28 protein-coding genes are annotated in these 22521 nt (G+C 39.3%); 16 read left to right on the top strand and 12 right to left on the bottom strand.

What is annotated here, in order from left to right:
* A complete protein-coding gene (locus IGI42_RS19710) occupies positions 1–357 on the bottom strand; it encodes a helix-turn-helix domain-containing protein (RefSeq protein ID WP_438717736.1) in 357 nt (118 codons plus the stop codon).
* Positions 358–575: 218 nt separating this feature from the next.
* Here IGI42_RS19710 and IGI42_RS19705 point away from each other — a divergent pair, with 218 nt between their 5' ends.
* The 12 genes from IGI42_RS19705 (at position 576) to IGI42_RS19650 (ending at position 11621) form a co-directional block, all read left to right on the top strand.
* Complete coding sequence (locus tag IGI42_RS19705; protein ID WP_438717735.1) at positions 576–998, top strand: transcriptional regulator; 423 nt, start codon at positions 576–578, stop codon at positions 996–998.
* A 213-nt stretch (positions 999–1211) separates the two neighbouring features.
* Positions 1212–1583, top strand: coding sequence for a hypothetical protein (locus IGI42_RS19700; RefSeq protein WP_438717734.1), 372 nt, complete (start codon positions 1212–1214; stop codon positions 1581–1583).
* 21 nt (positions 1584–1604) lie between these two features.
* Positions 1605–2117 (top strand): phage major tail protein, TP901-1 family, encoded by a 513-nt coding sequence (locus IGI42_RS19695; RefSeq protein ID WP_438717733.1) that lies wholly within the window; start codon positions 1605–1607, stop codon positions 2115–2117.
* Between the two features lie 18 nt (positions 2118–2135).
* Positions 2136–2483: a tail assembly chaperone gene (locus tag IGI42_RS19690; RefSeq protein ID WP_438717732.1), complete on the top strand. Its 348-nt coding sequence runs from the start codon at positions 2136–2138 to the stop codon at positions 2481–2483.
* Between the two features lie 89 nt (positions 2484–2572).
* Positions 2573–2836: a hypothetical protein gene (locus tag IGI42_RS19685; protein WP_438717731.1), complete on the top strand. Its 264-nt coding sequence runs from the start codon at positions 2573–2575 to the stop codon at positions 2834–2836.
* On the top strand, positions 2837–4798 hold the full coding sequence (locus tag IGI42_RS19680; protein WP_438717730.1) for a phage tail protein: 1962 nt from the start codon (positions 2837–2839) through the stop codon (positions 4796–4798).
* 9 nt (positions 4799–4807) lie between these two features.
* The gene (locus IGI42_RS19675) at positions 4808–5734 is read left to right on the top strand and encodes a distal tail protein Dit (protein WP_438718329.1); all 927 of its coding nucleotides are present in this window, start codon (positions 4808–4810) and stop codon (positions 5732–5734) included.
* A 12-nt stretch (positions 5735–5746) separates the two neighbouring features.
* A complete protein-coding gene (locus tag IGI42_RS19670) occupies positions 5747–7777 on the top strand; it encodes a phage tail protein (RefSeq protein ID WP_438717729.1) in 2031 nt (676 codons plus the stop codon).
* Positions 7777–7953 (top strand): phosphoribosyl-ATP diphosphatase, encoded by a 177-nt coding sequence (locus tag IGI42_RS19665; protein ID WP_438717728.1) that lies wholly within the window; start codon positions 7777–7779, stop codon positions 7951–7953. Before IGI42_RS19670 ends, IGI42_RS19665 begins: the two co-directional genes overlap by 1 nt.
* Before the next feature lie 15 nt (positions 7954–7968).
* Complete coding sequence (locus IGI42_RS19660; protein ID WP_438717727.1) at positions 7969–9804, top strand: hypothetical protein; 1836 nt, start codon at positions 7969–7971, stop codon at positions 9802–9804.
* A 72-nt stretch (positions 9805–9876) separates the two neighbouring features.
* Positions 9877–10278, top strand: coding sequence for a phage holin family protein (locus IGI42_RS19655; protein WP_438717726.1), 402 nt, complete (start codon positions 9877–9879; stop codon positions 10276–10278).
* 203 nt (positions 10279–10481) lie between these two features.
* Positions 10482–11621 carry a phage tail tip lysozyme gene (locus tag IGI42_RS19650; RefSeq protein ID WP_438717725.1) on the top strand — a complete coding sequence of 380 codons (1140 nt, stop codon included), beginning with the start codon at positions 10482–10484 and terminating at the stop codon, positions 11619–11621.
* Between the two features lie 144 nt (positions 11622–11765).
* Here the strand turns inward: IGI42_RS19650 and IGI42_RS19645 are convergent, their stop codons facing one another.
* The 4 genes from IGI42_RS19645 to IGI42_RS19630 form a co-directional block, all read right to left on the bottom strand.
* Positions 11766–12053, bottom strand: a complete 288-nt coding sequence (locus IGI42_RS19645) for a putative quinol monooxygenase (RefSeq protein WP_438717724.1) — start codon at positions 12051–12053, stop codon at positions 11766–11768.
* A 13-nt stretch (positions 12054–12066) separates the two neighbouring features.
* The gene (locus tag IGI42_RS19640; protein WP_438717723.1) at positions 12067–12426 is read right to left on the bottom strand and encodes a VOC family protein; all 360 of its coding nucleotides are present in this window, start codon (positions 12424–12426) and stop codon (positions 12067–12069) included.
* Positions 12427–12538: 112 nt separating this feature from the next.
* The gene (locus tag IGI42_RS19635) at positions 12539–12979 is read right to left on the bottom strand and encodes a peptidoglycan-binding protein LysM (RefSeq protein WP_438717722.1); all 441 of its coding nucleotides are present in this window, start codon (positions 12977–12979) and stop codon (positions 12539–12541) included.
* A gap of 214 nt (positions 12980–13193) precedes the next feature.
* On the bottom strand, positions 13194–14330 hold the full coding sequence (locus IGI42_RS19630; protein WP_438717721.1) for a hypothetical protein: 1137 nt from the start codon (positions 14328–14330) through the stop codon (positions 13194–13196).
* Positions 14331–14715: 385 nt separating this feature from the next.
* Between IGI42_RS19630 and IGI42_RS19625 the strand changes: the two genes are divergently transcribed.
* Positions 14716–15471, top strand: coding sequence for a MerR family transcriptional regulator (locus tag IGI42_RS19625; protein WP_438717720.1), 756 nt, complete (start codon positions 14716–14718; stop codon positions 15469–15471).
* A 143-nt stretch (positions 15472–15614) separates the two neighbouring features.
* Here IGI42_RS19625 and IGI42_RS19620 read toward each other — a convergent pair whose 3' ends face one another.
* Entirely contained in the window at positions 15615–16004 is a 390-nt protein-coding gene (locus IGI42_RS19620; protein WP_438717719.1) for an MmcQ/YjbR family DNA-binding protein, read from the bottom strand.
* Positions 15982–16701: a hypothetical protein gene (locus tag IGI42_RS19615; RefSeq protein ID WP_438717718.1), complete on the bottom strand. Its 720-nt coding sequence runs from the start codon at positions 16699–16701 to the stop codon at positions 15982–15984. The genes IGI42_RS19620 and IGI42_RS19615 overlap by 23 nt, the downstream gene beginning before the upstream one ends.
* Positions 16702–16844: 143 nt before the next feature.
* On the opposite strand from IGI42_RS19615, the gene IGI42_RS19610 reads away from it, so the two are divergent.
* On the top strand, positions 16845–17144 hold the full coding sequence (locus IGI42_RS19610; protein ID WP_438717717.1) for a hypothetical protein: 300 nt from the start codon (positions 16845–16847) through the stop codon (positions 17142–17144).
* Between the two features lie 335 nt (positions 17145–17479).
* Positions 17480–17938: a DUF2188 domain-containing protein gene (locus IGI42_RS19605; protein ID WP_438718328.1), complete on the top strand. Its 459-nt coding sequence runs from the start codon at positions 17480–17482 to the stop codon at positions 17936–17938.
* A 57-nt stretch (positions 17939–17995) separates the two neighbouring features.
* On the opposite strand, the gene IGI42_RS19600 is transcribed toward IGI42_RS19605, so the two are convergent.
* The 5 genes from IGI42_RS19600 to IGI42_RS19580 all read right to left on the bottom strand — a co-directional run bounded on the left by IGI42_RS19600 (position 17996) and on the right by IGI42_RS19580 (position 20113).
* The gene (locus tag IGI42_RS19600) at positions 17996–18265 is read right to left on the bottom strand and encodes a hypothetical protein (RefSeq protein ID WP_438717716.1); all 270 of its coding nucleotides are present in this window, start codon (positions 18263–18265) and stop codon (positions 17996–17998) included.
* 5 nt (positions 18266–18270) lie between these two features.
* Positions 18271–18531, bottom strand: coding sequence for a DUF5960 family protein (locus IGI42_RS19595; RefSeq protein WP_438717715.1), 261 nt, complete (start codon positions 18529–18531; stop codon positions 18271–18273).
* A gap of 90 nt (positions 18532–18621) precedes the next feature.
* Entirely contained in the window at positions 18622–19083 is a 462-nt protein-coding gene (locus IGI42_RS19590; RefSeq protein ID WP_438717714.1) for a glycine/sarcosine/betaine reductase component B subunit, read from the bottom strand.
* Positions 19084–19095: 12 nt separating this feature from the next.
* Positions 19096–19833, bottom strand: coding sequence for a proline reductase cluster protein PrdD (gene prdD, locus IGI42_RS19585; RefSeq protein ID WP_438717713.1), 738 nt, complete (start codon positions 19831–19833; stop codon positions 19096–19098).
* Between the two features lie 37 nt (positions 19834–19870).
* Positions 19871–20113: a hypothetical protein gene (locus IGI42_RS19580; RefSeq protein WP_438717712.1), complete on the bottom strand. Its 243-nt coding sequence runs from the start codon at positions 20111–20113 to the stop codon at positions 19871–19873.
* A 318-nt stretch (positions 20114–20431) separates the two neighbouring features.
* Between IGI42_RS19580 and IGI42_RS19575 the strand changes: the two genes are divergently transcribed.
* Positions 20432–21832 (top strand): hypothetical protein, encoded by a 1401-nt coding sequence (locus IGI42_RS19575; protein ID WP_438717711.1) that lies wholly within the window; start codon positions 20432–20434, stop codon positions 21830–21832.
* Positions 21833–22521: the final 689 nt, after the last annotated feature.

The following is a 22521-nucleotide window of genomic DNA, read 5'->3' as shown; positions in this document are numbered from 1 at the left end:
TCAATCCTTTTCTCTACGTTCTCGTTTGATTTCTTGCAACCGCCAATTCAAAAAGCGTTCCACTTCTTTTTCGATATCTTCGGCATCTTCTTCTGAGAGATCCCCAGTATCCGAGCGAAGCATAATTTGTCTTGCGATGGATTGATTATCGGTGATAGGTGCTTTGTCTTCCCGTCCTAAAAGATAATCAACAGAGACATTAAAGTAATCGGCGACTTTTTCTAAATCTTTGGCTTTGGGTTCGGTTGTTTTCCAGCGATAAAACAAGTTCTTGCTAAAATTCAAACGGGTCGCGACATCTTGTAGGCTGTTGTCACGTTTTCTTGCCAACTCCTGAATCCTTTCAAAAACAGTCATGATGCACACTCCTAAAATATTTTATACAAAACGTAACTTTATTGTTGATGTTTTACACAATATGTACTAACATTGAATACTGTAAGAGGCTTACTCACTAACTTACAGCTAGTAAAAAGTTTCCTATACACCCATTTTACACAATTGTATAAAAAATAGCAATGAAGACTGGCGGTTTATTAGTAACGTTTCGTGTTTCAAATAAAGGAGGAAGCAATATGGCAGAATTAAGCAAAGCAAAATTGGCAAATTTAGAAGAAGATTTTCGTTCCTACAAAAAATTACCTAGAAAAATGGCAGCAGCCTTGATCGCCGAGGAATGGAAGCCAAGTGATGTAAATGCCTGGATAAAAGGAGCTGGGCACCAAGAAAAAGCCTTAAATGATCTGATTCGCAAAGAAAAAAACAAGAGTTATACCTATTATGCGACTTTGTATGACGATATTACGAATGCGTACGAACAGCTGAGTGAAGATTTACAACAGTTAGTCGACGATTATCTATGGGGGGAATTTGATTATATGAGTTGGTCGGAAATCGCTAAGGCAACCTATTGTTCAACCGCCGGGATTTACAAAAAACGCCATCGAATATTAGAGAAATTGGCGATTGAGCGAGGTATTTTGTTAAAAGTAGAATAACACATATATCTTTCTACCAATTACCTGCGTTAAATTGGTAATGTCAAATAGTTCATTAAAACCTGGCAAACAAATAAACGAAACCGGTCCGTTTCCATCTGTTGTGGACATTAAATAAAACCTGTGTGGGTCTCCCAGTGACCAAAAATGAGCGTATCTGAAACGAATTAGTTGCTAAACAAACCGCTGCAGAGGTAAAAGGAGGACTAATCATTGGATTCAGAAAAAGTGATTCGTAAATTGCAAAAACGAATTGGTAAAGAACAAGCATTGAAAAATGTACATCAGCGACGATTAACAGAAGCACAGCTTTACATTCGCCAGCTTGAGAGCAATCAAGAGAAATTACTACAAGAAAAAAACAAACAGGAAGAACAACTTCTGCGATTGGATGCCTATTATCAGCAGCAACTGCTTGTTAAGCAAGTTGAAACCATTTGGCAGGAATTTCAACGCAAATTGACAATCGAATTATTGTTGGCGGATCAATCACAGGAACTGGCATCAGCAGTCTTAGAGACTGAAGTATCAAAATTGAAAGAACAAATCTATCAGTGGATAAAGCTTACTTTGCCACTAAACTAAATAAAACTGGAGGAATAAAAAATGGCAGCATTAGATGGAATTGATGTATTGTGGCGTTACCGTTTTACCGAAGAAGAAGGAAATGAAGCCGCATGGGGATTAGCTTATACAACGGAAAGTGGATATTCAAAATCAAAAAGCAGTGAAACTACTGTAACCAAAGATGGCACAGTTGTCACACCCGGCACTGTGGAAACAACGGCATCAGCGACCACGTTATATAAAGTCGGTGATACCCGTATCGATGAATTAGAAGAAAAAGGCATCGATGCCGGCAAACGGATGCAATTATGGCGTATCAGCACAAAAGAAGTCGGAGCTGGCGAAAACGCCTCTAAATACAAAGCAAAATACTTCGAAGGATATTTGACAACCTTTGAACCAACCGACAACGCAGAAGATAAAGTGGAATATACATTAGAATGGTCAATCGAGTCAACGGGCAAAAGCGGGTATGCGACATTAGTCATTGATGAAAGCGACGGCGGTGATTACGCCTTCAAGGACACTGTTAAAGTAGAAGCGGCACCATAGTCGATAGGAGGATTTTTTGTGAAAATTACTGTCAATGAAAAAACATATCAGTTTAAGTTTGGCTATGGTTTTTTAGCCCGCATCAACGAAAAGTATTCATTAGATAAAAACGGCATCGAACTGCGGTTAGGAATTGGGATGATTATTACCAATTTGACCTTAGGGGATATGCAGACGGTTTTCGAAACCTTACAGATGGCAAATGAGACCGAAAAACTAAAAATCACATTGGATGTGTTGGATCAGTATTTGAAAGAAGTAGGAGCCGAAACCTTAATTAATGATGTGATTGAAGAGTTAAAAAAGTCGGAATATACAAAACGTCTAGTGAACCAAACCCTACAGGAAGCCCAAAAAATCGGATAAAACCAAGGCTATTTTGCGAGTATTACGAAGAAGTTCAAGTCAACGCGTTGCGTTGCCTGAACTTCTTTCATTTTGAAGATATTGAACGGATGACGATTCGTGAATATGAAATACGGATGAAGGCCTTTCGTTTGCGGCAAGTAGATGAACAATACGTGATCCATTCCCAAGCGTGGGCTAATGCGATGGCTCAGGCGACTAAAAAGGGCAAACCGATTTACACACGTTTTGAGAAGTTCTTTGATTATAAAAAGGCGGTAAAACGAGCGACAGAAGACTTATCAGCAACCGAATCAGATAGAGATCAGTTGCAGCGGTTTATCGCCAATTACAACGGGAAAGGAGGGAACTAAATGGATGATATGTACAATTTTGAACTAACACTCTCCAATATGGGTGGCTTTTTCCAAAGATCCCAGACAACAAGTGACAAAGCAGAACCTGTCAAAGGAATTTTACGAGTAGCTTCAAATCTGGCAGACGCTGCCGCTGGAGATACCTTGAATCGCTCCACCGTTCAAACCAATAGTTTAGATAATTACGGAAAAGCAATCACTAATCTAGGCAAATCAGTCAATACTAGTGTGGATGAACTGTCGAAAGCTTGGCAGTCGATTTTAAATGGCGTAGATAAAGTCAATCAAGCATTTCAAACATTGGGAGATAACAGTGGTATTGCTAAATTTATCGAATTAGTCAATAACATAAAAGGCGTCGTTACACCAGTTGAAAAGGTGTTGAGCAAGTTTAATGGAGCAATTGATAAAACCGTTGGAAAAGCTGCCGGTCTGTTGACGGGTAAAAAAGCAGAGCAACCAGCCGGCGATTGCAAAGGCGGTGCAGAGGCAAAAAACTGTTCCTGCCAAGCCGACAACAAGTCGAGTGGCACGAATCCGGCGGAAAAAATCGGCGAAGAAGTTGAAAAGTCGAAAGGTGCTTTTGAAAAAGTTCAAGGAGTCGTCAATGGTATGATCGGCGGTCTAAGCAATGTCTTTGGTCTAGCTTTAAAAGTCTTAGGTCCCGGGGCCATCTTGGGGGTTGCTTTAGCAGGTTTAGGATTAGCCAACCAACAATTTGGCGAGGAAATGACAGGGATGATCGCCATAATCGCCACCAAAGGACCAGAAGTAATTAACGGACTAGTAACCAGTATTACCACGGCATTACCCGCTTTGATTGCTTCTGGAGCTCAAATTTTAACATCATTAATGGGCGCAATTACGACCAATATTGAACCGATCTTTACTGGTGCAGTTGCGATTATCAGTTCACTAATCGAAGGGGTGATTGCAGCGCTACCTCAGTTAATGCCAGCAGCTTTACAGATGATTGAAGCTTTAGCAATTGGTTTAATCGAGGCCGCTCCGCAGTTAATGATTCAAGGACTCAATTTATTGCTGGCAATCGTTCAAGGGATTAGTCAAAATACCGATCAAATTGTTCAGACGGTTACGAATGTTTTAACGACCTTTGCTGAGGGGATTACAACTTACTTACCAACTATTTTTGCTAAAGGGGTTGAAATATTAGTCACCTTAGCTTCAGCAATTGCAAAAACGGTGGTGCAGCTAATTCCGGTTGCCATCAGTATTATCTATCAACTGTTGAGTACAATAGGTGAAAAAATGGCTGAGGTAGTCAATACGGGCGGTGCGGTTGTAGGTTCATTGATTCAAGGACTGCTTGAAAAATTACCACAGATGATCGAATCCGGTGTGCGCCTAATGCAAGGGTTTATTCAGTCCATTGCTGACAAAATTTCAGCGGTGAAGGAAAAAGCACGGGAAGTCGTTTCAAATCTTGTGGCAAAAATTCGTGAAGCAGGATCGAATATGGCAGCTGCCGGTAGAGATTTGGTAAACGGCTTTATCGACGGCATTGGCTCAATGATTAGTAGTGTTGTCAATAAAGCAGCCGAATTAGCTTCAGCAGCGGTGAATAAAGTGAAAGAGTTCTTGCGGATTCAATCACCTTCTCGAGTGTTTAGAAAAATTGGTGAATACACTGGACAAGGATTTATTCTAGGAATGGACAGTATGATCTCAGACGTCGAAAAAACCGCTCAACAGTTGGCACAAGCCGCTATTCCTGACATGCAGCCAATGGAATATGCCATGAACCAAAGTATGGGCAGTATCGGTGCTAATTTTTCAGGTGATTCGTTAAACCAACCAATCATTATCGGAAATGACCAACCCATTTATGTCACTTTACCAGATGGTCGAATCATTGCTGAAACCACGGCACCGTTCATGCCGAAATTATTACAAAAACAACAAGACCGGCGAAACAATCAGTTAGGAAGGAGAGGATAAACGGTGAGCTTGTATGAATTTATAGATACTACCACAACTCAAAAGGAACGTTCTCTTCCTTCTGAGGCACTGAATTTTAATGGATACTTTTTAGAAACGCTAATTCCCGGCTATCGTACATTAAATGTTACCGGCCGTGAGCTAGCAGCAACCGAAGTTCAAAGTTACCAATTAGGCATACGTGATGGGAAAAGACATGTCTATGCTCGAATTCCTGATCGTTTGTTGACCATCAAGTATCAATTGATCGCATCAAATAATGAGTCCTTTCGCGACAAATTTAATCGACTAAATGTGGTTTTGTTTTCCGAAAGAGATGTAGACATCTGGTTCAATGATGAACCAGAAATGCGCTGGACCGGAAGTAAATTGGCTGCCAGTGATGTTCCAGAAGGTGTCAATCAAGTAACGGGTACGTTTACTATTTTACTAAATGATCCGTATAAATATACCCGTTCAGATGCCACCAGTGTGACCTGGGGATCAACCACAATCACCTTCCAGGCAAATTATTTAATGGGAAATACCGGATCGGGTGCCGTCAATCTGCCGATCAAAATCGAAGGTGGGGCTTACTGGGGGTCGACCATGATCACCTTCCAAAACCGAGCTTATTTGATGGGTGATGAAGGAAAAGAAATTAAACCGATTGAAATTTATCCAACAGTGGAAGGCTTAAAAGTTAAGCCGACCATCACTTTATCAGGCACTGGTCGAGGTGTATGGATTAAGACCCGTAACGATACGATTGATTTAGGTGATTTTGATCGTTCGGAAATTGTGATTAACACCCAGTCATTTACGATTACTAAAAATGGACAGGCGATGATTCGACCGATGAATGACTTTTACATTTATCCCAACGAACCATTGTATGTTCAAGCTAAGGATAGCGATTTTCGTTTGACCATTCGCTATCCAAATCGATTCTTATAGGAGGCTGATTAGATGCTGATGGCAATGAATCTCTCGAGAGAGTATACAGCAATCCTTGAGAGTGCATTTAATGTGAGTTACGAAAAAATAGAAAACCAGATTGGGAATTTAACCTTTTCCATGCCACTAGATGACCCTAAAAATGTTTTTTTGCAAGAGATGCTGTGGGTCGAACTAACCGATAACGAAAATGAGTACATTGGGCTGTACCGAGTAATGCCTTCAACAATTCAAAAAGATGCAGCTAACAATACCATTACTTATTCAGCCAATCATGCATTATGTACGTTGTTGGATACGGTGCTATTTGGCTATTACGAAACAATCAACAAGAAAACAGCTGATGTGATCAATTTCATTTTATCGAAGCAAACCACTAAGCATTGGGTGTTGAAAAATTGTCAGTTTAACAAGTATTTTTCTTATTCCTGGGAAAACGAAAATGGTTTGGCAGATGCGCTTTTTTCGATTCCAGAAGTTTTTGATGAAGAGTACCTCTGGACATGGAATACTCAAACCTATCCTTTTGAATTGTCATTAATGAAACCAACAATGACTGCTGTGGCACGAATTCAAGAAGGGTATAACATGCAAGGGTTTGAAATTGAACGCGATCCCAACAATTTAGTTAATCGCGTGTACCCCCTAGGATCAGGAGAAGGGGTCAATCAATTAAACATCCGATCAGTCAACAATGGGATTGCTCACCTTGAAAATCAAGCCAGCATAAAAAAACATGGTTTGATTGAATATGTTTGGACCGACACACGCTTCACTCAAGCTCAGGCGCTAAAGGAGAGTGCACATAGCTTATTAAAAAAATGGTCGGAGCCGAAAGTTTCCTGGACGATCAAAGCGACAGATCTTATGAAGCTGACTAATCAACCGCTAACCATTGATCAGCTGCGAATTGGCAACGTAGTAATGGTGAATACCAACGACTTTGGCAGTGTTGATTTACGTATCAAAAGGGAATCCAAACGAGACGTATTTGGCGCACCGCAAGATATTGAATTAGAACTTGGCAATCTTAGCGGGGATATTAATACTACAATGTCAGATATAAGCAGAAAGCAGCAAATCAATGAAACCTACTCCCAAGGGGCAACCAATATTTTGAATTACTCTTATCAGGATAATTGCGAGAGAGATTATCCTGCAGTTATCGATTTTTATTTAGATGATGATGTTTTTCATGTGAATACTGTTGAATTAACCTTTAAAACAAAACGCTATCGGGGATACACAAAAGCCGTTAAAGGTGGCGGTGCACGATCGATTACTAGTGAAAGTGGGGGATCAAATGTCGTAACGAGTGAAGATGGCGGCTCTAAAGTAGTAACTAGTCATAGCGGTGGGGGAACAACGCAAACCAGTACGGCTGGTGGTGGCTATTCGAATGGTTCTACGACAGAAGGTGGTGGAGGTTCTACTCAATCATCTGGAGGTGGCGGCGACCATACCCATGTTGTTCTTGACCATCACGGGCGATACAACACTGGACACGGTGTCCCTACAAAAGAAACGTATATTGGAAGACATGCTGTACCATTAGTTATGATTGAAACTTTGGGTGCTGGTGGAGACTTAGTGACGGCGTCGGCTTCAGGGGCGCATTCACATACGGTAAATATTCCAACCCATAGCCATCGATTCAGTATTAATATTCCATCCCACTCACACAATCTATCGATCCCCGCCCATTCGCATAATGTGTCCTTGCCAAGTCATAAACATAATGTCAAATTACCAGCGCACAAGCATGAGGTAGTTCTGCCAGAACACACCCATCCTTTACAATGGGGCATTTATGAAGCAAATGAGTCAGCAAACAGCGTGGATATCATTGTTGACGGCCAGACTTTACCACATCATGAGATTACTCAGGATCGTTTGAATATAGTCGATTATCTAAGAAAATCAAGTGGAAAAATTCAAAGAGGCAACCACACGATCGAAATTAAACCAAACAGATTGGCAAGAATTGAAGCACAAGTGACTTGTCGCGTATTTATTCAAAGCCAAATAGGAGGACAGTTCTAATGGAACTAAAAGTAAAACTAATTAGTGAATCAGAATTTTTTACGGTAACTATTGAAGATGAACGAACACTGACAGATATTTTTACAGAAATGGCTGACATTGCCAGTAATTCGTTTCTATTATTAGGTGACCGTATCATACAAAAATCAATTATTGAACAAATTGAAGTAGCTTAAAGGAGGAAAAAATAGATGGCAATCGAACATATTAAAGAAACCGATACCCTCAATCAAGGGCGGCAAAAAATTAACGAAATTATGGATCAATCCAATCAAGCGATTGAAAAAGTCGATAATTATGGACGAATTCTTGATCAAGGGGTAAAAGACGCCAAACAAATCGCAGCCGACGCTGGGGATGATGCCAAGCAGATTGCTGCTGATGCAGGAGCCACAGCTAATCAAAAGGCAGATCAAGCTGTAGCAGACTCAAAAACAGCGGTTGAAACGGCTAATCGGGCAGTCGGAACGGCTAATCAAAATAAACAGGAATTTGATACATTAAGAAATGAGTTTGATGATTTAGTGGCCGAATCCGGTGATAGCAATCCAGAAATCGTTCAAGCTAGAACCGATACGGAAGGGATTAAGCAGCCAACCTTACAAGCAAGATTGACTAGAGATTTTGGCAACCGAATGACCACTGCTGATGCAATCAAAATGTTCTCAGGTTCAGTTAATACACCCAAAATGATGGATTTCTCAGGAAAAACAGCGGGCAACCTATCAACGAACCCTCACCAAGGATATTCCGATTACACTGCGACAAACTTAAAGAAACCTGCAGCAAGCTGGAACGAAGTAAACCAAGATGCTTACAATAAACTCGTTGCTCGTGATGACTCTGGAGTTTCGACAGGTTCTACCCAAAACGGTGTAATTCCTCAACAAATGTATCAATTTGATGTTGTAAAAACGGTGGAAAATTTAGCACCCGGAATTTTTGATGGAAAAACTTTAGAAGAAAGTATTGGTTTAGTAAAAGGGAACTTTGTGTCTTTTACTTTGGCTATTCGTGGGAAAGCCTCATCTCCCAATAACAAAAATTTGAAAGTAGCCACTTATTTGGAGTCAACCGACAGCTATACCACACAGCTGCAAAGTGCGGCGCAAGAATATACGGATTTTACGACAGAAATTAACGACCGTAATTTCATTGATTCAAAAGGAAAAATCAATGTGTTGGTATACGCCGATAGTTCTAACGGGGTCACTTCATCAATGATCGATCTTGATTACATTGGTGTTCAAATTACCGTTGCGGTAAATCCGTTAGATGTTTTAGAATCCAGCGGTTTTGCCAAAACAGCAGACGTTGAGGCTAATTTGCAACAACATACTGATGACAAGAATAATCCGCACAATGTTACAAAAAACCAAGTAGGATTAGGCAGTGTGCCAAACTATGGTGCCGCAACTGATGCGGAAGCTTTGTTAGGTACAGTCAATAATAAAATGGTGACACCTAAAAATGTGAAGGATGTAGTGGATGCGAAGGCAGTTCAATTGGAGGGCGATCAAGAGATTAGTGGTATTAAGAAATTTATGGATGCTCCATTAATTAATGATAGTCCTATATTGACCGAAAGAAATAGTATAGTAACAATTTTGAAAGGTATTCGTATGAGTGGTAGTGTGGCATCAGGAACAAAATTAAAATTTAACAGTCTTGTTTTTAGTGCTAATTCTGTTGGTAACAAGCCGCTTTTTTCTGTCAGGAATAATACAGATATTATTTGCCAGAATACTGGAACTTATGTATTTCACTTATCTGCATTCATCCAGACAGAATCAACTAGCAGTAGTTATTTCTATTTAGACTTATCTGTAAATAATAATGTTCCTAAAGATACAGATGAACGTCTATCTGGTATCGGAGGACAGCATGCATGGCGTAATGAAATTTCAGGTGCAACTATTGCAAAGATAAATGTTGGAGATGTCATTACAATAAAGACAAATACTAATTTAAAAAATGATGCTACGAGTTTTGGTGCAATGGTTCTTCAAATACAGGAGGTTTTTTAATAAATAGTTAAGTTACTAGACATTGAAATGCCGTACTCAATTCAAGTAGTCTCCAGCAACGAGGTGAACACATTGGAAAAATATCTAAACGAGCTATCAATCATCTTCGGGGTGGTTGGTGGTATCATGGTAAGTTATCTTGGAGGGATGGATGCGATCTTACATGCACTGATCTTTTTAGTAGTGCTTGATTATATCACGGGGTTAATTAAGGCTTGGAAGCAAAAAGCGATTGACAGTGAAGTAGGTTTTATCGGGTTAATTAAGAAGGTTTTATTGTTCGCTGTAGTGGCAGTATCAGTTGAAGCCGAAAAGGTTCTTGGTAGTACTATACCTTTGCGAGAGATTGTAATTATGTTTTACTTGGCGAATGAAGGGATTTCTTTTTTGGAGAATATTTCCGTATTTATTCCTTTACCAGATAAACTGCGGGATGTCTTCTTACAAATCAGGGAAAAAGAAGAAAAACAATAATCAGCATAACAATCTTTTAGGCATTCTAGTTCGCTAGGGTGCCTTTTTGATTTTTGTGTCTAGCAATTCCATGAGTAGGATAATGATTTCGCCGAAGAAATTGCGTCCACTCTCGATGGGGAAGTAATTTGACTTATCAAATAATGACAGACCAACAACTTAAATACAGTTATTTATGTTAGTAAGAGAAGGAGGGAAGAAACGTGGCAAGTATCAACCAAATGATTCAATGGTTTAAGGACCGTGAGGGAAAAGTGAACTATAGTCAAAGCAGCCGGCTTGGACCCACTGGTTACGATTGCAGTTCAGCAGTATATTTTGCCTTAATCGCAGGCGGATTTATCCCCAGCGGAAGTATGGGGTGGACGGGTTCGTTACATGACACAACGTTACCAGCTATTTCTAAAAAAATCTCTCGAGCAGATTGTCGTAGAGGGGATATTTTCTTATCGAAATACTGGGCAAACGAAGGACATACAGGAGTATTTTTGGATAATAGCACGATTATTCATTGCAATGCTTATAATGGCACCATCAGTACGACTGTGGCAAACGGGCGAATGGGTTACGACCCGATCGAGTACTATCGTCTAAATGCATCACAAGATTTAGGGATTTTTACGTTGCCGCAATATGAAGTTGCCAAAGTAGTTTGGGGAGTATTGAAGCAGTCTGGCTACAGTGATCATTCGGCTGCTGGAGTGATCGGTAATTTGTATGCCGAATCGTCACTTGATCCTAACAAGCATGAGGTTGGCGGCGGCGGTGGCTACGGATTAGGTCAATGGACTCCTCGTAGCAATCTGTATACGCAAGCGACGATTTGTGGTATTTCAGCGGGTGAGGCTGAGACGGCTCAAGGTCAGGCAAAAATTATCGCACAAGGGGATAAGACTGGCCAATGGCTCGTGACTGGCAATACAGCTTATCATCCAACTGTTCAGAAAAATCAGACGTTAGCTGCATTTAAGCAAGCGACGGATGTTATATCAGCGGCAGCCAATTTCTGTGCGCATTGGGAAAGGCCTAAACTAGAGTATGCTCATATGGATGTTCGTATTCGAGGGGCTCAAAGTATTTTACAAGTAATGAGGGAAAGTAATTTAATAGTTAGTGAAGGAGAGGTTGAAATGAAATGTTTGTATCAAATTGATGAAAAAGGCGCAGTCTATTATTTTGATGGTACAGAAGTACGGCCGCTGACACATATGGATGAAAAGAAAGTTTTACAAGACATTTATCAGGCGAATAATGGCAAGGAGATGCCCTTTTTCAAATGGACGAGCTCGGCTCCTTGGCACTACCGTCTTAAAGGTATCTTAGAACGGCCGAAGGAATTTTAAAAAATAAAAAGCAGCCTATTATATCAACCTGTGTCCACGAAAAAAAAGTGTGTCGGGGATATCCTAGTGCATTAGTCCCAAAATGAAAAAAAGTGTCTATGTGAACCATTCGAAGGACTTCGAAATTCACATAGACACGGATTGTTAACCTACATATTCAACTTTCTTCAATTCTTTTTCGCCTGCAAGATATTGGTCGATCTCAGCTAAGAATTTTTTCAGATGGTCAGTTGCATTGTGTTTATCGATGGCATCTTGGTCACGCCAGTTTTCGATAATCATAAATTGATTTCTTGTATCTAAGCTTTCTAGGCAGTCGTAAAACTCTGCGCCTTCATCTTTCCGAGACTTGTTGACTAAATCCTCAACGAAGACTAAAAATTCCTCACGTTTTTCTTCTTTTACTGGCAATAATACATTAATAATAATCATTTTTTCTCTCCTTTTAATCTTCTTTGTGGCAGACGGCTTCGATGTTGTAACCATCAGGATCAATCACAAAAGCACCATAATAATTTTCATGGTAATGCGGTCTAAGACCAGGTGCACCATTGTCGGTACCACCAGCATCAATCGCTGCTTGATAGAAAGCATCCACTAATTCACGGCTGACGGCGCCGAAAGCTACATGGGTTTTACTAGGATCGTTTTTGACAATCCAAAGATCTCCGCCATCGGCAGAACTAAAGCAGACGCCATGATCCATTTCTACCTTAATCTGATAACCAAGTGGTTGTAACGTTTTTTGGTAAAAATCTTTACTCTTAGCCAAATCTGCGACACCTAAACTTAAATGATCAATCATAAAAGAACCTTCTTTCTTCATTAAGATAACTCTAGTATAGCAAATGATAAATGCTTAAGGGCCATTCTTCACAAACATTTGATCAAAAAAATACACTCGTTATTATTTGAGCTTAGTCTTCTTGTTTTTCTTGTGGAAGTAGAGTGATGGTTTCAGTTTCTTGCGGTTCTTCTGGGGTAAAAATCAAGTTTTCTCCATCTGCCCTAACTCGATAATCATTATCTAATTCCAATTCATCATTTTTTAAATGGATGGTTTCGTCTTCTAATTGATAGGATACGTGAAAGGTCATGTCATCAATCATTTGCTTGGCCATATCTTCTCCCAACTTTTCCCACTCATTGGAGGCAGTGGATAGCATGTTTGAAGTATCGAAGGCCAAAATCATTTCGCTATCAGTAAATGATGCAACGAAAGTCACGTCTTCATCCTGTTCTTGTGTTTCCATAATCCAGTCATGTGCCTTCAGATCACTAGTTGTGATCGGTTTACCACAAGCTGTCAATGCGAAGCAAAGTAATAGCGCCCACATACCCATAACTAACTTTTTCATAAAAAACCCCCTTTATATGATTTTAACAAAAAAAGATAACGTTTTCAAAAAATTACCTAAAGTAACGATATTTACAACTAGGTAACAAATATGTTTTTTATATTTCGAGGGTTTTATAGCAAAATTCAAATAAAATAAAACTAATCGTGTTGTTAGTTGGATGTGAAGTCCTTCGAAAACAGGACAAATACTACCTTAAGAGCAGGATGATTTACTATCGCTTTTTCTTATGCCCATGCTTTTTAACATACGCTTTCCTCATCAGTTGTTCGTATTCCCATTGGTCCTTTTTCTTTTGGATCTCTTCAGCACTTAGGAAGGTGGAGGACTTTTTCTTTCCTCTCTTTGGCGTGTTCGTGCCTGTTTGTTTTTTTGATTTAGTGACGTTCGCAGAGTTCGGCTCTTTGCCAGCATTGTCCTCCAGCTCCCCATTGTATTCAATCATCGGCTTGGCATCTTTTAGTTTTAGTCCACTGACTAGGGCGGTTAATATCCGACTCATGAGCACATTCTGATCGATTGACGGATCGAAGGGAAAGTCGTCAAATAGGTGTTTCGCCACTTCCTCCGGTGTTTTTCCTGCGTAACAATTGGTTTTGATAAATTTAGGTGATTCAATCAATAAGCCAGCACCTGGCTTGTCGTTGACTTTTACATGGGAAATAACTTTGAGCGCTTTTATTAATTGTGCGTACAAAGTTTCCTGCCAATCATTGACTTCTTCTGTTTTCTTTTCCGCATCATAAACGGGTGTGGTAGGGACATAAATATAGCGTACGATTTCTGCGAAGCGTTGCACGCCATCTTTTTGGAAAATCGTCAGGGTGCCTAAGATGGCTAACAGATCGTTGATTTCCTGAACGGAGTAGCATGGATCGGCGTTCTTGAAGGTGAAGCGATGTTTTTTTCCGTTGGCGTCTTTGAACAAGGTGGCAATATCCACCAGTTCCTTAGGTTCACGGGCTCCAGAATGAAGCATGGCATGAAGATGATCCGTGCGGGAACGGGTTTCTTTGGTAACAGCTAAGAACTCTTTTTTATTCTTAAACAAGCGCTGGATGACTTTATGCCAGTCCTCTTTACTAAAATACGCTTGAAAATAAACACATAAATGGCGCACAGGAGACAGGTCTTCCGGAGAACGCTCTAAAAACAACGAACAAATCTGATCTTTTGCTAGATAAGAGAAATCTAAGGGTGTGAAGGCGTTACGTACAAGAATTGCGACGGCACATTGAACCACGTATGCGATACTGCTATTATCTTGGCAATGCGTAATCACTCTCTTTTCCAAGTGCTTTCTAGTCAATTTAAACAGATGTTTTTGTTCAAGGTTCGCTATCGTTGTCATGGGCTTAATCTCCTTAGTTGTTATTTGATAATCCGCTTTCATTATAATTCAAATGGATGGAAAAAGAAAGGATTATTGAGATTAAAATTAATAAATCGATTAAGATGTGCTTTTTAGGGATTAATTGGAAATTTATTGTTCTACAAAGATAATTACAAAGAAAAATTAAAAGATTTAATTTATACCGTTTTTCAATTTTTTGGTTATTTTATAGACGAGGTTTTGAACTTCTTTTTTGTATTTTACGTCTCAAAACTAAATAAAAAATGTATAAAAAAATTACAAGATTTTACGAAGTGATAAAATCGATTTGCCTATGCATTACATTCCTGCTTGACCTGTACGCAACGGAAAGGTGTATCCTGTAGAAGTGGAGGTGATAAAGGTGGTATACACTGTGAAACAAGTCGCTGATTTATCGGGAGTCAGCTCGCGAACATTACGTTATTATGATGAAATTCATTTGCTGAAGCCGGCAGAAATCAGTGAATCAGGATATCGTTTGTATCAACAACAAGAGATCGATCGACTGCAACAAATTTTGATTTATCGCTCAATGGGCTTGTCCTTAAAGGAGATCAAGAAGCTTTTAGACCATCCAGATTTTAAGATCGAAACTGCTTTACGCCATCAACAGAAGCAGCTGATGAAAAGGCGAGATGAAATTGACGAATTACTAGCATTAGTTGAGCAGACATTGGCTGATTATGAAGGAGAAGAACGCATGAATAACGAAGAAAAATTCCAGCTGTTCAAACAACAAAAATGGCAGGAAAACGAAACCCTTTACGGAGAAGAAATGCAAGAAAAGTATGGAGAGAAAACGATTCAGCAAGCAAAAAAGAAGTGGACGAGTCTGTCTCAAGCAGAGCTTGACGAAAGAGACAAAACGGAGCAGGAACTATTAGTAAAGTTGAAACAATATGGACTAGCACCAAAACTTCCTAGCGAATTGGCCCAAGAAATCTTTTTACTGCACAAAAAATGGCTGAGCTATAGTTGGCAAAAGTATTCTAGAGAGGCTCACCAAAGCGTCGCTGAAATGTATGTGCTGGATGAGCGTTTTACTGCTTATTACGAAGAACGGGCTGGGAAAGATGCTGCTGGCTGGCTGAATGATATCATTCAGTTCTACGCTTGAACGCCTGTACCAAATTTTCTTCTAAAGTTAGGACAAATCAACTAATGCAAAGAAAAAAAGCCCACGGGTCAGGCGGCACCCGTGGGGAAAAAGGACTAAAAAGATTGAACTAAATTTAATCATTCCATCAGTAGAAGGATATGCTACCAATAGACTTCTACTTTTTTGCGGTCTTTTGCAGGTAGGTTCTTAGCGACTAAATGATACGAAAGCTGGATCATGCCTTCTATTTCTTGGTCACTTAACTGGGTAGTGGACAAGGCAATACTATTCCAGTGTTTTTTGTTCATATGATACCCTGGCGAAATATCGGAATAAAGCTCACGTAATTCTTCATTTTTTTCCGGAGGGCCTTTTAAAGTAATGGCGGACGTTTCTTGGGCTTCGGGTGACATCATTCCAAACATTTTGCCATAAAGATCGAAATATAAGACTTGCCAATCTTGGCGATAATAAACGGTTGCTTTAGGCAGCTCATTACCAAAAGCTTGGAATCTTTCAATACGCTGTTTAATTTGTTTGACCGCAGTCATTGTTAAGCCTCCTTTGCGATAGTATACCTAGTGAACGTTGTGCTTCAGCATACAGAACTGGATTAGAGACAGTGATTGTCTCTAAAAAATCTTTGCTTTGCGGCAAAGCAGAAAAACAAATAATCAGCTTCCATCGAAGTAGCGGACAATCAGTTGTATCCCACAAGGATTGAAGCTGTTCAAAATGCCAGGCACTCACTTCTTCTGGGTGATAAAAAAGCAGCATACCGATCGCATCAATCAGTTCGCTGAGTGCGGGTAGTGACAGAATCGTTAGTTGTTCAAACAAACAAGGCAAAATTGTCGGTGACATATTTCCTAACGAACGAGCGATTAAATCTCGAGGTAAGGGAAATGAATTTTTTACCGAAGGCTTGCTTAGGGGGATCAAATGCTGGTTGTTTCCGATTTTGCCTAAATAAGGCAACATCAAGCGAGCAGTTTCGCAATCACCTGTTTCCAATTTGCGCATCATTTCTAAACGGCAATACAGCTTTTTTTCCTGTGCGACTGCTTGTAGCAGGTTCTTTGTCGTAAGTAAATTTAAAGGAAGTAAGCGAGCGGATGCACTGCGCTCTACTGGATCTTTTGAATCTAATAGCCTTAATAACTGATCAACAGAGTGGTGTTGGAATTTCGTGAGGTCTTCTTCAGTAAGCCAGCCACGAGCTTTTAATTGTTGAATTGTGCTTTTCATCGAGATGCTCCTTTTTATGAGTATACCATTAGGAGCGTGTGCAAGAAACGTTTCTCGTAGTTAAAAAATTTGTGCTTTTTTTCACAAAATCGTTGCTTTCTCTTTTTTGATGTGCTAAAGTATGAAAAAGGAGATGTGATAGCATGAGAAAAATCGTTGCCAATCCAATTGAACTGAGAGATGCCATTCGTTGTGAGAAAAAGGAGATTGCTTTGACTAGCGGGTTTGCGAATATGATGCGACCATTCGCCGAGTTTCAGCAAAAAAACAAAAAGAAACCTGCTTCTATCAATATTGATGAAGTGACTGAGGAAATTGCGTTACCAACAAGCGTAGTACTTGCATTTGATTCAAAAACAATGGACAAATTATTCAACACGTATCAAGTAGTAGTGAACGAAGACACTGCTAAGGGAGTGGAATTGGAATACGTTCATGTTTAATTTTTTTCTAATAACTTGTGAAAAAATTATCAAAGGTAGTCTGTAAAGCATGGAATCATGTTTTTGAGACTGCCTTTTTTGCGCTCTGAAATGTGTTGTATGGATCAAATAAGATTTGCTTTAAATATTTTTTGAATAAAAATGGCAAAATCATTAGAAAATCTGCTAAACTAGATACATAGAAAGAACCTCTCATTCTTTCTTTCCATTTTCCCTTAAGGCACTCTAAAAATTGGAGTGTCTTTTTTGATAGATTTTTTTCCAATGAGCGGATTTTTTTCTTTTTTATTAACCAATCGATACAATGGAAGAAAGTCAAAAGGAGCGGATTTATGATGCCTTGGAATATGAATGATTACCCAGCGTCTATGAAAAATTTAGAAAAAGTAACCCGCAAAAAAGCGATTGATATCGGCAATGCGCTTTTGGCAGATGGTTATCCTGAGGATCGGGCGATACCGATTGCGATTAGTCAGGCAGAAAAGTGGCATGAAGATGCACCTGATAAAGAAATACAGCAGGAAAAACAGGCGAAAAATCCCCAAAAAGAGGACAAGCACGAAACAAATCCGAACACGAAAAAACTGATTAACGCCAATGTACTAGTAAAATATCAAGAAGATCAATGGATAGTGATTTCAGAGGGAGCCAAACAAGCCAGTGAACGCTTGGCTAAAAAATCTGAAGCGATTGAACGTGGAAAAAGGATTGCTGAGAATAAACAATCCAAACTGAAAGTCTACAAAAGAGATGGCACTTTACAAGAAACGCTAGATTATACAACAGACAAATAAAAGACACCCGCAAAAAGCAACCATTGGCTTTTTGCGGGTGTTCGTTTAGCAAGCCATCTATGAAACAAAATGAGATGGCTGAAATTTTTCCATATCGATCATAATACGCGTTTTACCTAAAACCGCATATTTTGCGACAATAAATTGATTACGGGCATTAAAATGTCCGGCAGCTGTAAGCGTCATGCCGTTTTCGACATCAGCTAGAAAGTTTAAACTATGCTTGGCAATTAAGCAGTGCTGTCCGTCTAGCTGAAAATAAACTAAAGGATATTCGGAAAGCTTTACTATCTTTATGTGACTCACGTTACCTTTTAATGTATTCATTGAGATCACTCCTTGCTTTCAAGCTTGGAAGAAGGGACGTCAGTGGTGCGAACTCCTTTAAAAACAAGCTCCCCATTCGAACGCTCAAAAAGAAAATAACTATCTTTTTTCTCTTTCGTGCGTGGGGCGGCCACTTTAAAATAATCTCGTTGTGCTTCATCCATCTCTTCAATGATGTTGCTGAGGAATAAGGCTAAAGGCACGGTATCTTGAACGATTGAATAATAGGTTTGATAGAAAGTTGATACTGAATTGGCACTAATCATTGACATAGTCATCACCTCAACACTATTATACGAACATACGTTCTATAAGTAAAGAACATTTCCTCAAAAAAAAAGAAGCTTTGCAGCTTCTTAAGATTGTCGCATTTTCATTCGTAGACGGGCAATGGCTTTACGAGCATCTAGGTTATTCACCGTATTTTGACCTAAAATACCTGTTTCTTTGGCATTGGAACTCTTGTAAAAGGGAAGTACCTCGCTTAAGTAGCTATTTTGGACAACAAAATCAGCCGCTTCACAAACACTCATCGCCACAAATGGGATGCCAGCGCTGCCCACTTGATTAATCAGATGTGTATAATCTATGTGATTATTGCCAAAACCGTTGCAAGATAAAATAGCACCGTCGATTGCCAGTGAGCGAATCAGCTGAGCGGTACGCGTGCTAGCTAACATTTTTGACGGGGTGTCATTGGCACTGCCCATAATAATCACCCCGCGTAAATCGATTTCTTGGTCCTCAGCTAATAGGGCTACAAAAGGATCTCTATAATGATGTAGTGTGGTTTCTTTCATACTGGCGCCTAAACCCAAAATAATCCCTCCTTAATCCATTGCTCGAATAATCCCGTCGCGGTATTCATTTGGGGTCAAAAATTGCGGCAGGCACCCTAGATCAATAATTGACTGACTACCTCGAAATCCAGCAGGCTCAACAGGAAAAAGACGCGTATCGTATACGGCGCCTTGTCCAGAAACTTCCTTGACTAAGACCACTTGTTTAGCCTCAGGACGACAGCGATCATCAAATACATGCTTTTCACTATAATTTTGCGGATCAAACACACGGAGCTGCTGGCGAAAAAGATCACAAAATTGATCACAGGTTAAGTGGATAGCATCGGGACCTGCGCGCGTAAGCCCTGCATCTGCTTTTAGTACCACATCAAAAGCAATTAAAAAATCATCTTTTGCTGGTGTCCCAGGTCTGCCCCAAGCAATTTGATCTGCCAAAATACCTTCGGAGCCACCGCCATTACAAACTTGGCGCCCCTTCGTATCGACACCAGTCAACAAGACATAAACGCCGGTCAAGGTATGCGTAATCCCTTCTCCTAGCTTGCCTAGAGCTTTAGTTGAAATAGGTATAACATCCATGATGGTATTGGTATATACTTGATGATTTTGAGGTGTAATTACTCGAATCGTAATGGAGTTAATCAATGGATGATCACAACAAGGCGGATCAGGTGAAACGACCATGTGTCCTGTTTCTGTAATTAGATTTTTTTCTCCCAATTGAACATTCGTCACATGGTATCCTTTGATCGTTAGTGTTGACATCTTTCATCTATCCTTTTCTATGTAAAGGCTATCAATATTAGCTGTTTTGCATCTTATCTAGTAAAGAATTCACCCAGTATTCTTTGTTGATTCGTTCAACATAAATATCAAAATCATGAGACGCTTCGAATTGATCCGAAATGTTTTTCGTCACACCATGAATCAGATAAAAACGTTGGCTATTATCAATTTGGATTGTTTCAGCAACTGCAGGAATGGTTGATAAATCAGCTAAAAACGACTTTCTAGTAATTAAATCATGTAAACATACTTTATGCATAACAAACTCCTTTATTCAAACATTAACTTAATTCTGATTATAGCATAGGAAATATCAGAGTTCTGTAGGAATAAAAATTATTTTGGAAATAGCATGGATAGTAACGGGTGGGTAAGAAACGGTATCTGGGTATCACAATTTCGTTCTTTTTTTCAAAAGAACACATGAAAAAGCCAGCTAAACTCTGGTTATAGCTTGTCGACCTATAAATTTTACTATAATGGGATAGGGAGAAAAGCATATTAGAATTTTAAATGGCTTTGTTTTTCACAAGAAACAATGTAAGCTTAAATTATTCAAAAAAATGGGGTGGGTTAAATGAAAAAGAATAAGGGGTTATTGGTTATGGGTAGTTTTATCGTTAGTGTCTTTTTGCTAACATCGTGTAAACCAACTGTTAATTCAACAAACGAATCAACAGGTACAGCTACAAGCAAAACTCTCACTACCAGTAATTCAAGCAGTATCAAAGATGAAAGTGGACCGGATGCGCAAGCTTTATCAGATAGCGAAGTAAAAAGACGTGTGGTTGCGTGGTTTATGAATAATAGAGATCTTGATATTGCTAAACCAGATAAATTGATTTTTCTGGACTCAATGAAACCGAGTTGGCAAGAAGCAAACGGGAAAACAATAATTGGAGGACATGTAGAAACTTTAAATAAATACAGGTGGTCAATAGAAGTTGACACCAAAGGAGAATGCACAGTTTCAGATTCAAGCGATTCAACAAATGAAACGAAGAATTTCAACATTTTCGACGTCACAAAAGAACAGTTATCTCAAGTTAGAGAAGATGTAACGACTCTACTAGGTAATATTGCTCAAATCGAATTAGACAGAAGAATTTTAGGTGTTTACAGTAAAGAACATGGATTAGAAAATAAGTTTGCAACAACAGTACAATCAGAAATCAACTCTGACACGAGAGAATATATTGCTACAATTTATGAAACATTTCCAAGGGGTTATGGTGTAGTAGGAAGTGCAATGTTCAAATATACTGTTAAGCCGAGTGGCGATTATACGAAAACTGAAGCAGTGGGTGACAAGTGGCTTGAAGAAGGAAATATTTTTAATGAATTAACAGAAGATGAACTGAAGGGTGTAAGAGAAAATCCAAATGAACTAGCTTTACCAGACCTGAGTATTGATGAGTTCAGAGAAGCATTTAGCAAATCGTTTGGGGATGATGTAGTTATTGAATCATCGGAAGACATGATAGTAAAATTCCCGTCAGGACCGAGCATGTTTTTAAGATACAATTCTATAGCTGGGTCGGTAGATACTAGAATGGAAGGTGCAATGGGAGGCACTGAGTATAAATATGATTATGATAAGACACAGGAACTTTGGGATTATTGGAGAAATAAAAAGCCAGATTCTAACCAAGCAGCTGATTCTATTAGTCAAACAGAATTAGCTCAGAGATTACTAGTTCTGTTGGTTAAAAAATCTTTACCCGATCGTTCGATAGATAAACTTGCAAGTAACGGGTTTATTAATTTAAATTCAGATGAACACGGAATATCTTATGATGGAATGGTCACCATAAATGGTGTCCATTATACACCTAGTGCGAGTTTCACTGTGCAAAAAAATGGAGATGTGGCTATTCAATCACTTCAAAGCGGACAAATAACTTCTGGAAATATATTTAATGACGTAACAGACAGTGAATACCAATCCGTGAGAGAAAATATTACTGAACCTAACTAAAATACAAATAGCTATCAAACAAGGCCCCTCTTTTAAAGTGCCTTGGATCATAGACAAATCATCGGAATCAAAGACGACTTGATTCCGATTTTTCGTGTACTTTAAATGGTAACCAAAAGAGCTTTTTACCTTCTAGCTGTTGTTGATTTTAATTCGTATACATTCACTTGTATTTGTTTTGATTTATATTGAAAAAGAAAAGACCGTAGATAGTAGCCCTTTTTGGGAACTTCTACAGTCCGAAGCCAGATAAACTCTGGCTAGTCAGTGATCTTCTCATATAAATTATTGGAATGCTTGAAGAAAATCACGGCGTTTTTTCTCTTGAGCCGGTCTCTTGCAAATGCTAAGTCCCGCGTGGTCCAAATAGATGCGGGTGCACCTTTAATATGTTCAGCAATGTAGAACAAAGAACCATCGGTTGCTAAATAGGGTGTCATCTTGTGGACACTCAGACTTTTGGTTACGCAAGTAAAACATATCTCTTCAGGAGAATCAAACGGGGGAAGCTCGTTTAGCAGGGGAAGCTTAATAAAAAGCATACGTTCACTTCTTTCTTAATTACTAAACCTATCTAATTCGCCTAAAAAAAGAGCTAGCCAAAATCGGACTACCTCAGATCAGCATGCTGTCTAGACAGTCTAAACAGTATCATAGTATCAGATTGTAATTTCATTCACAAGAAAAGT

The sequence above is a fragment of the Enterococcus sp. AZ109 genome, assembly GCF_051714625.1.
In the GTDB taxonomy this organism is placed as follows: Bacteria; Bacillota; Bacilli; order Lactobacillales; family Enterococcaceae; genus Enterococcus_A.
Note: the sequence above shows the minus strand (reverse complement) of the source record. Positions and strands in the feature narration are given on the sequence as shown.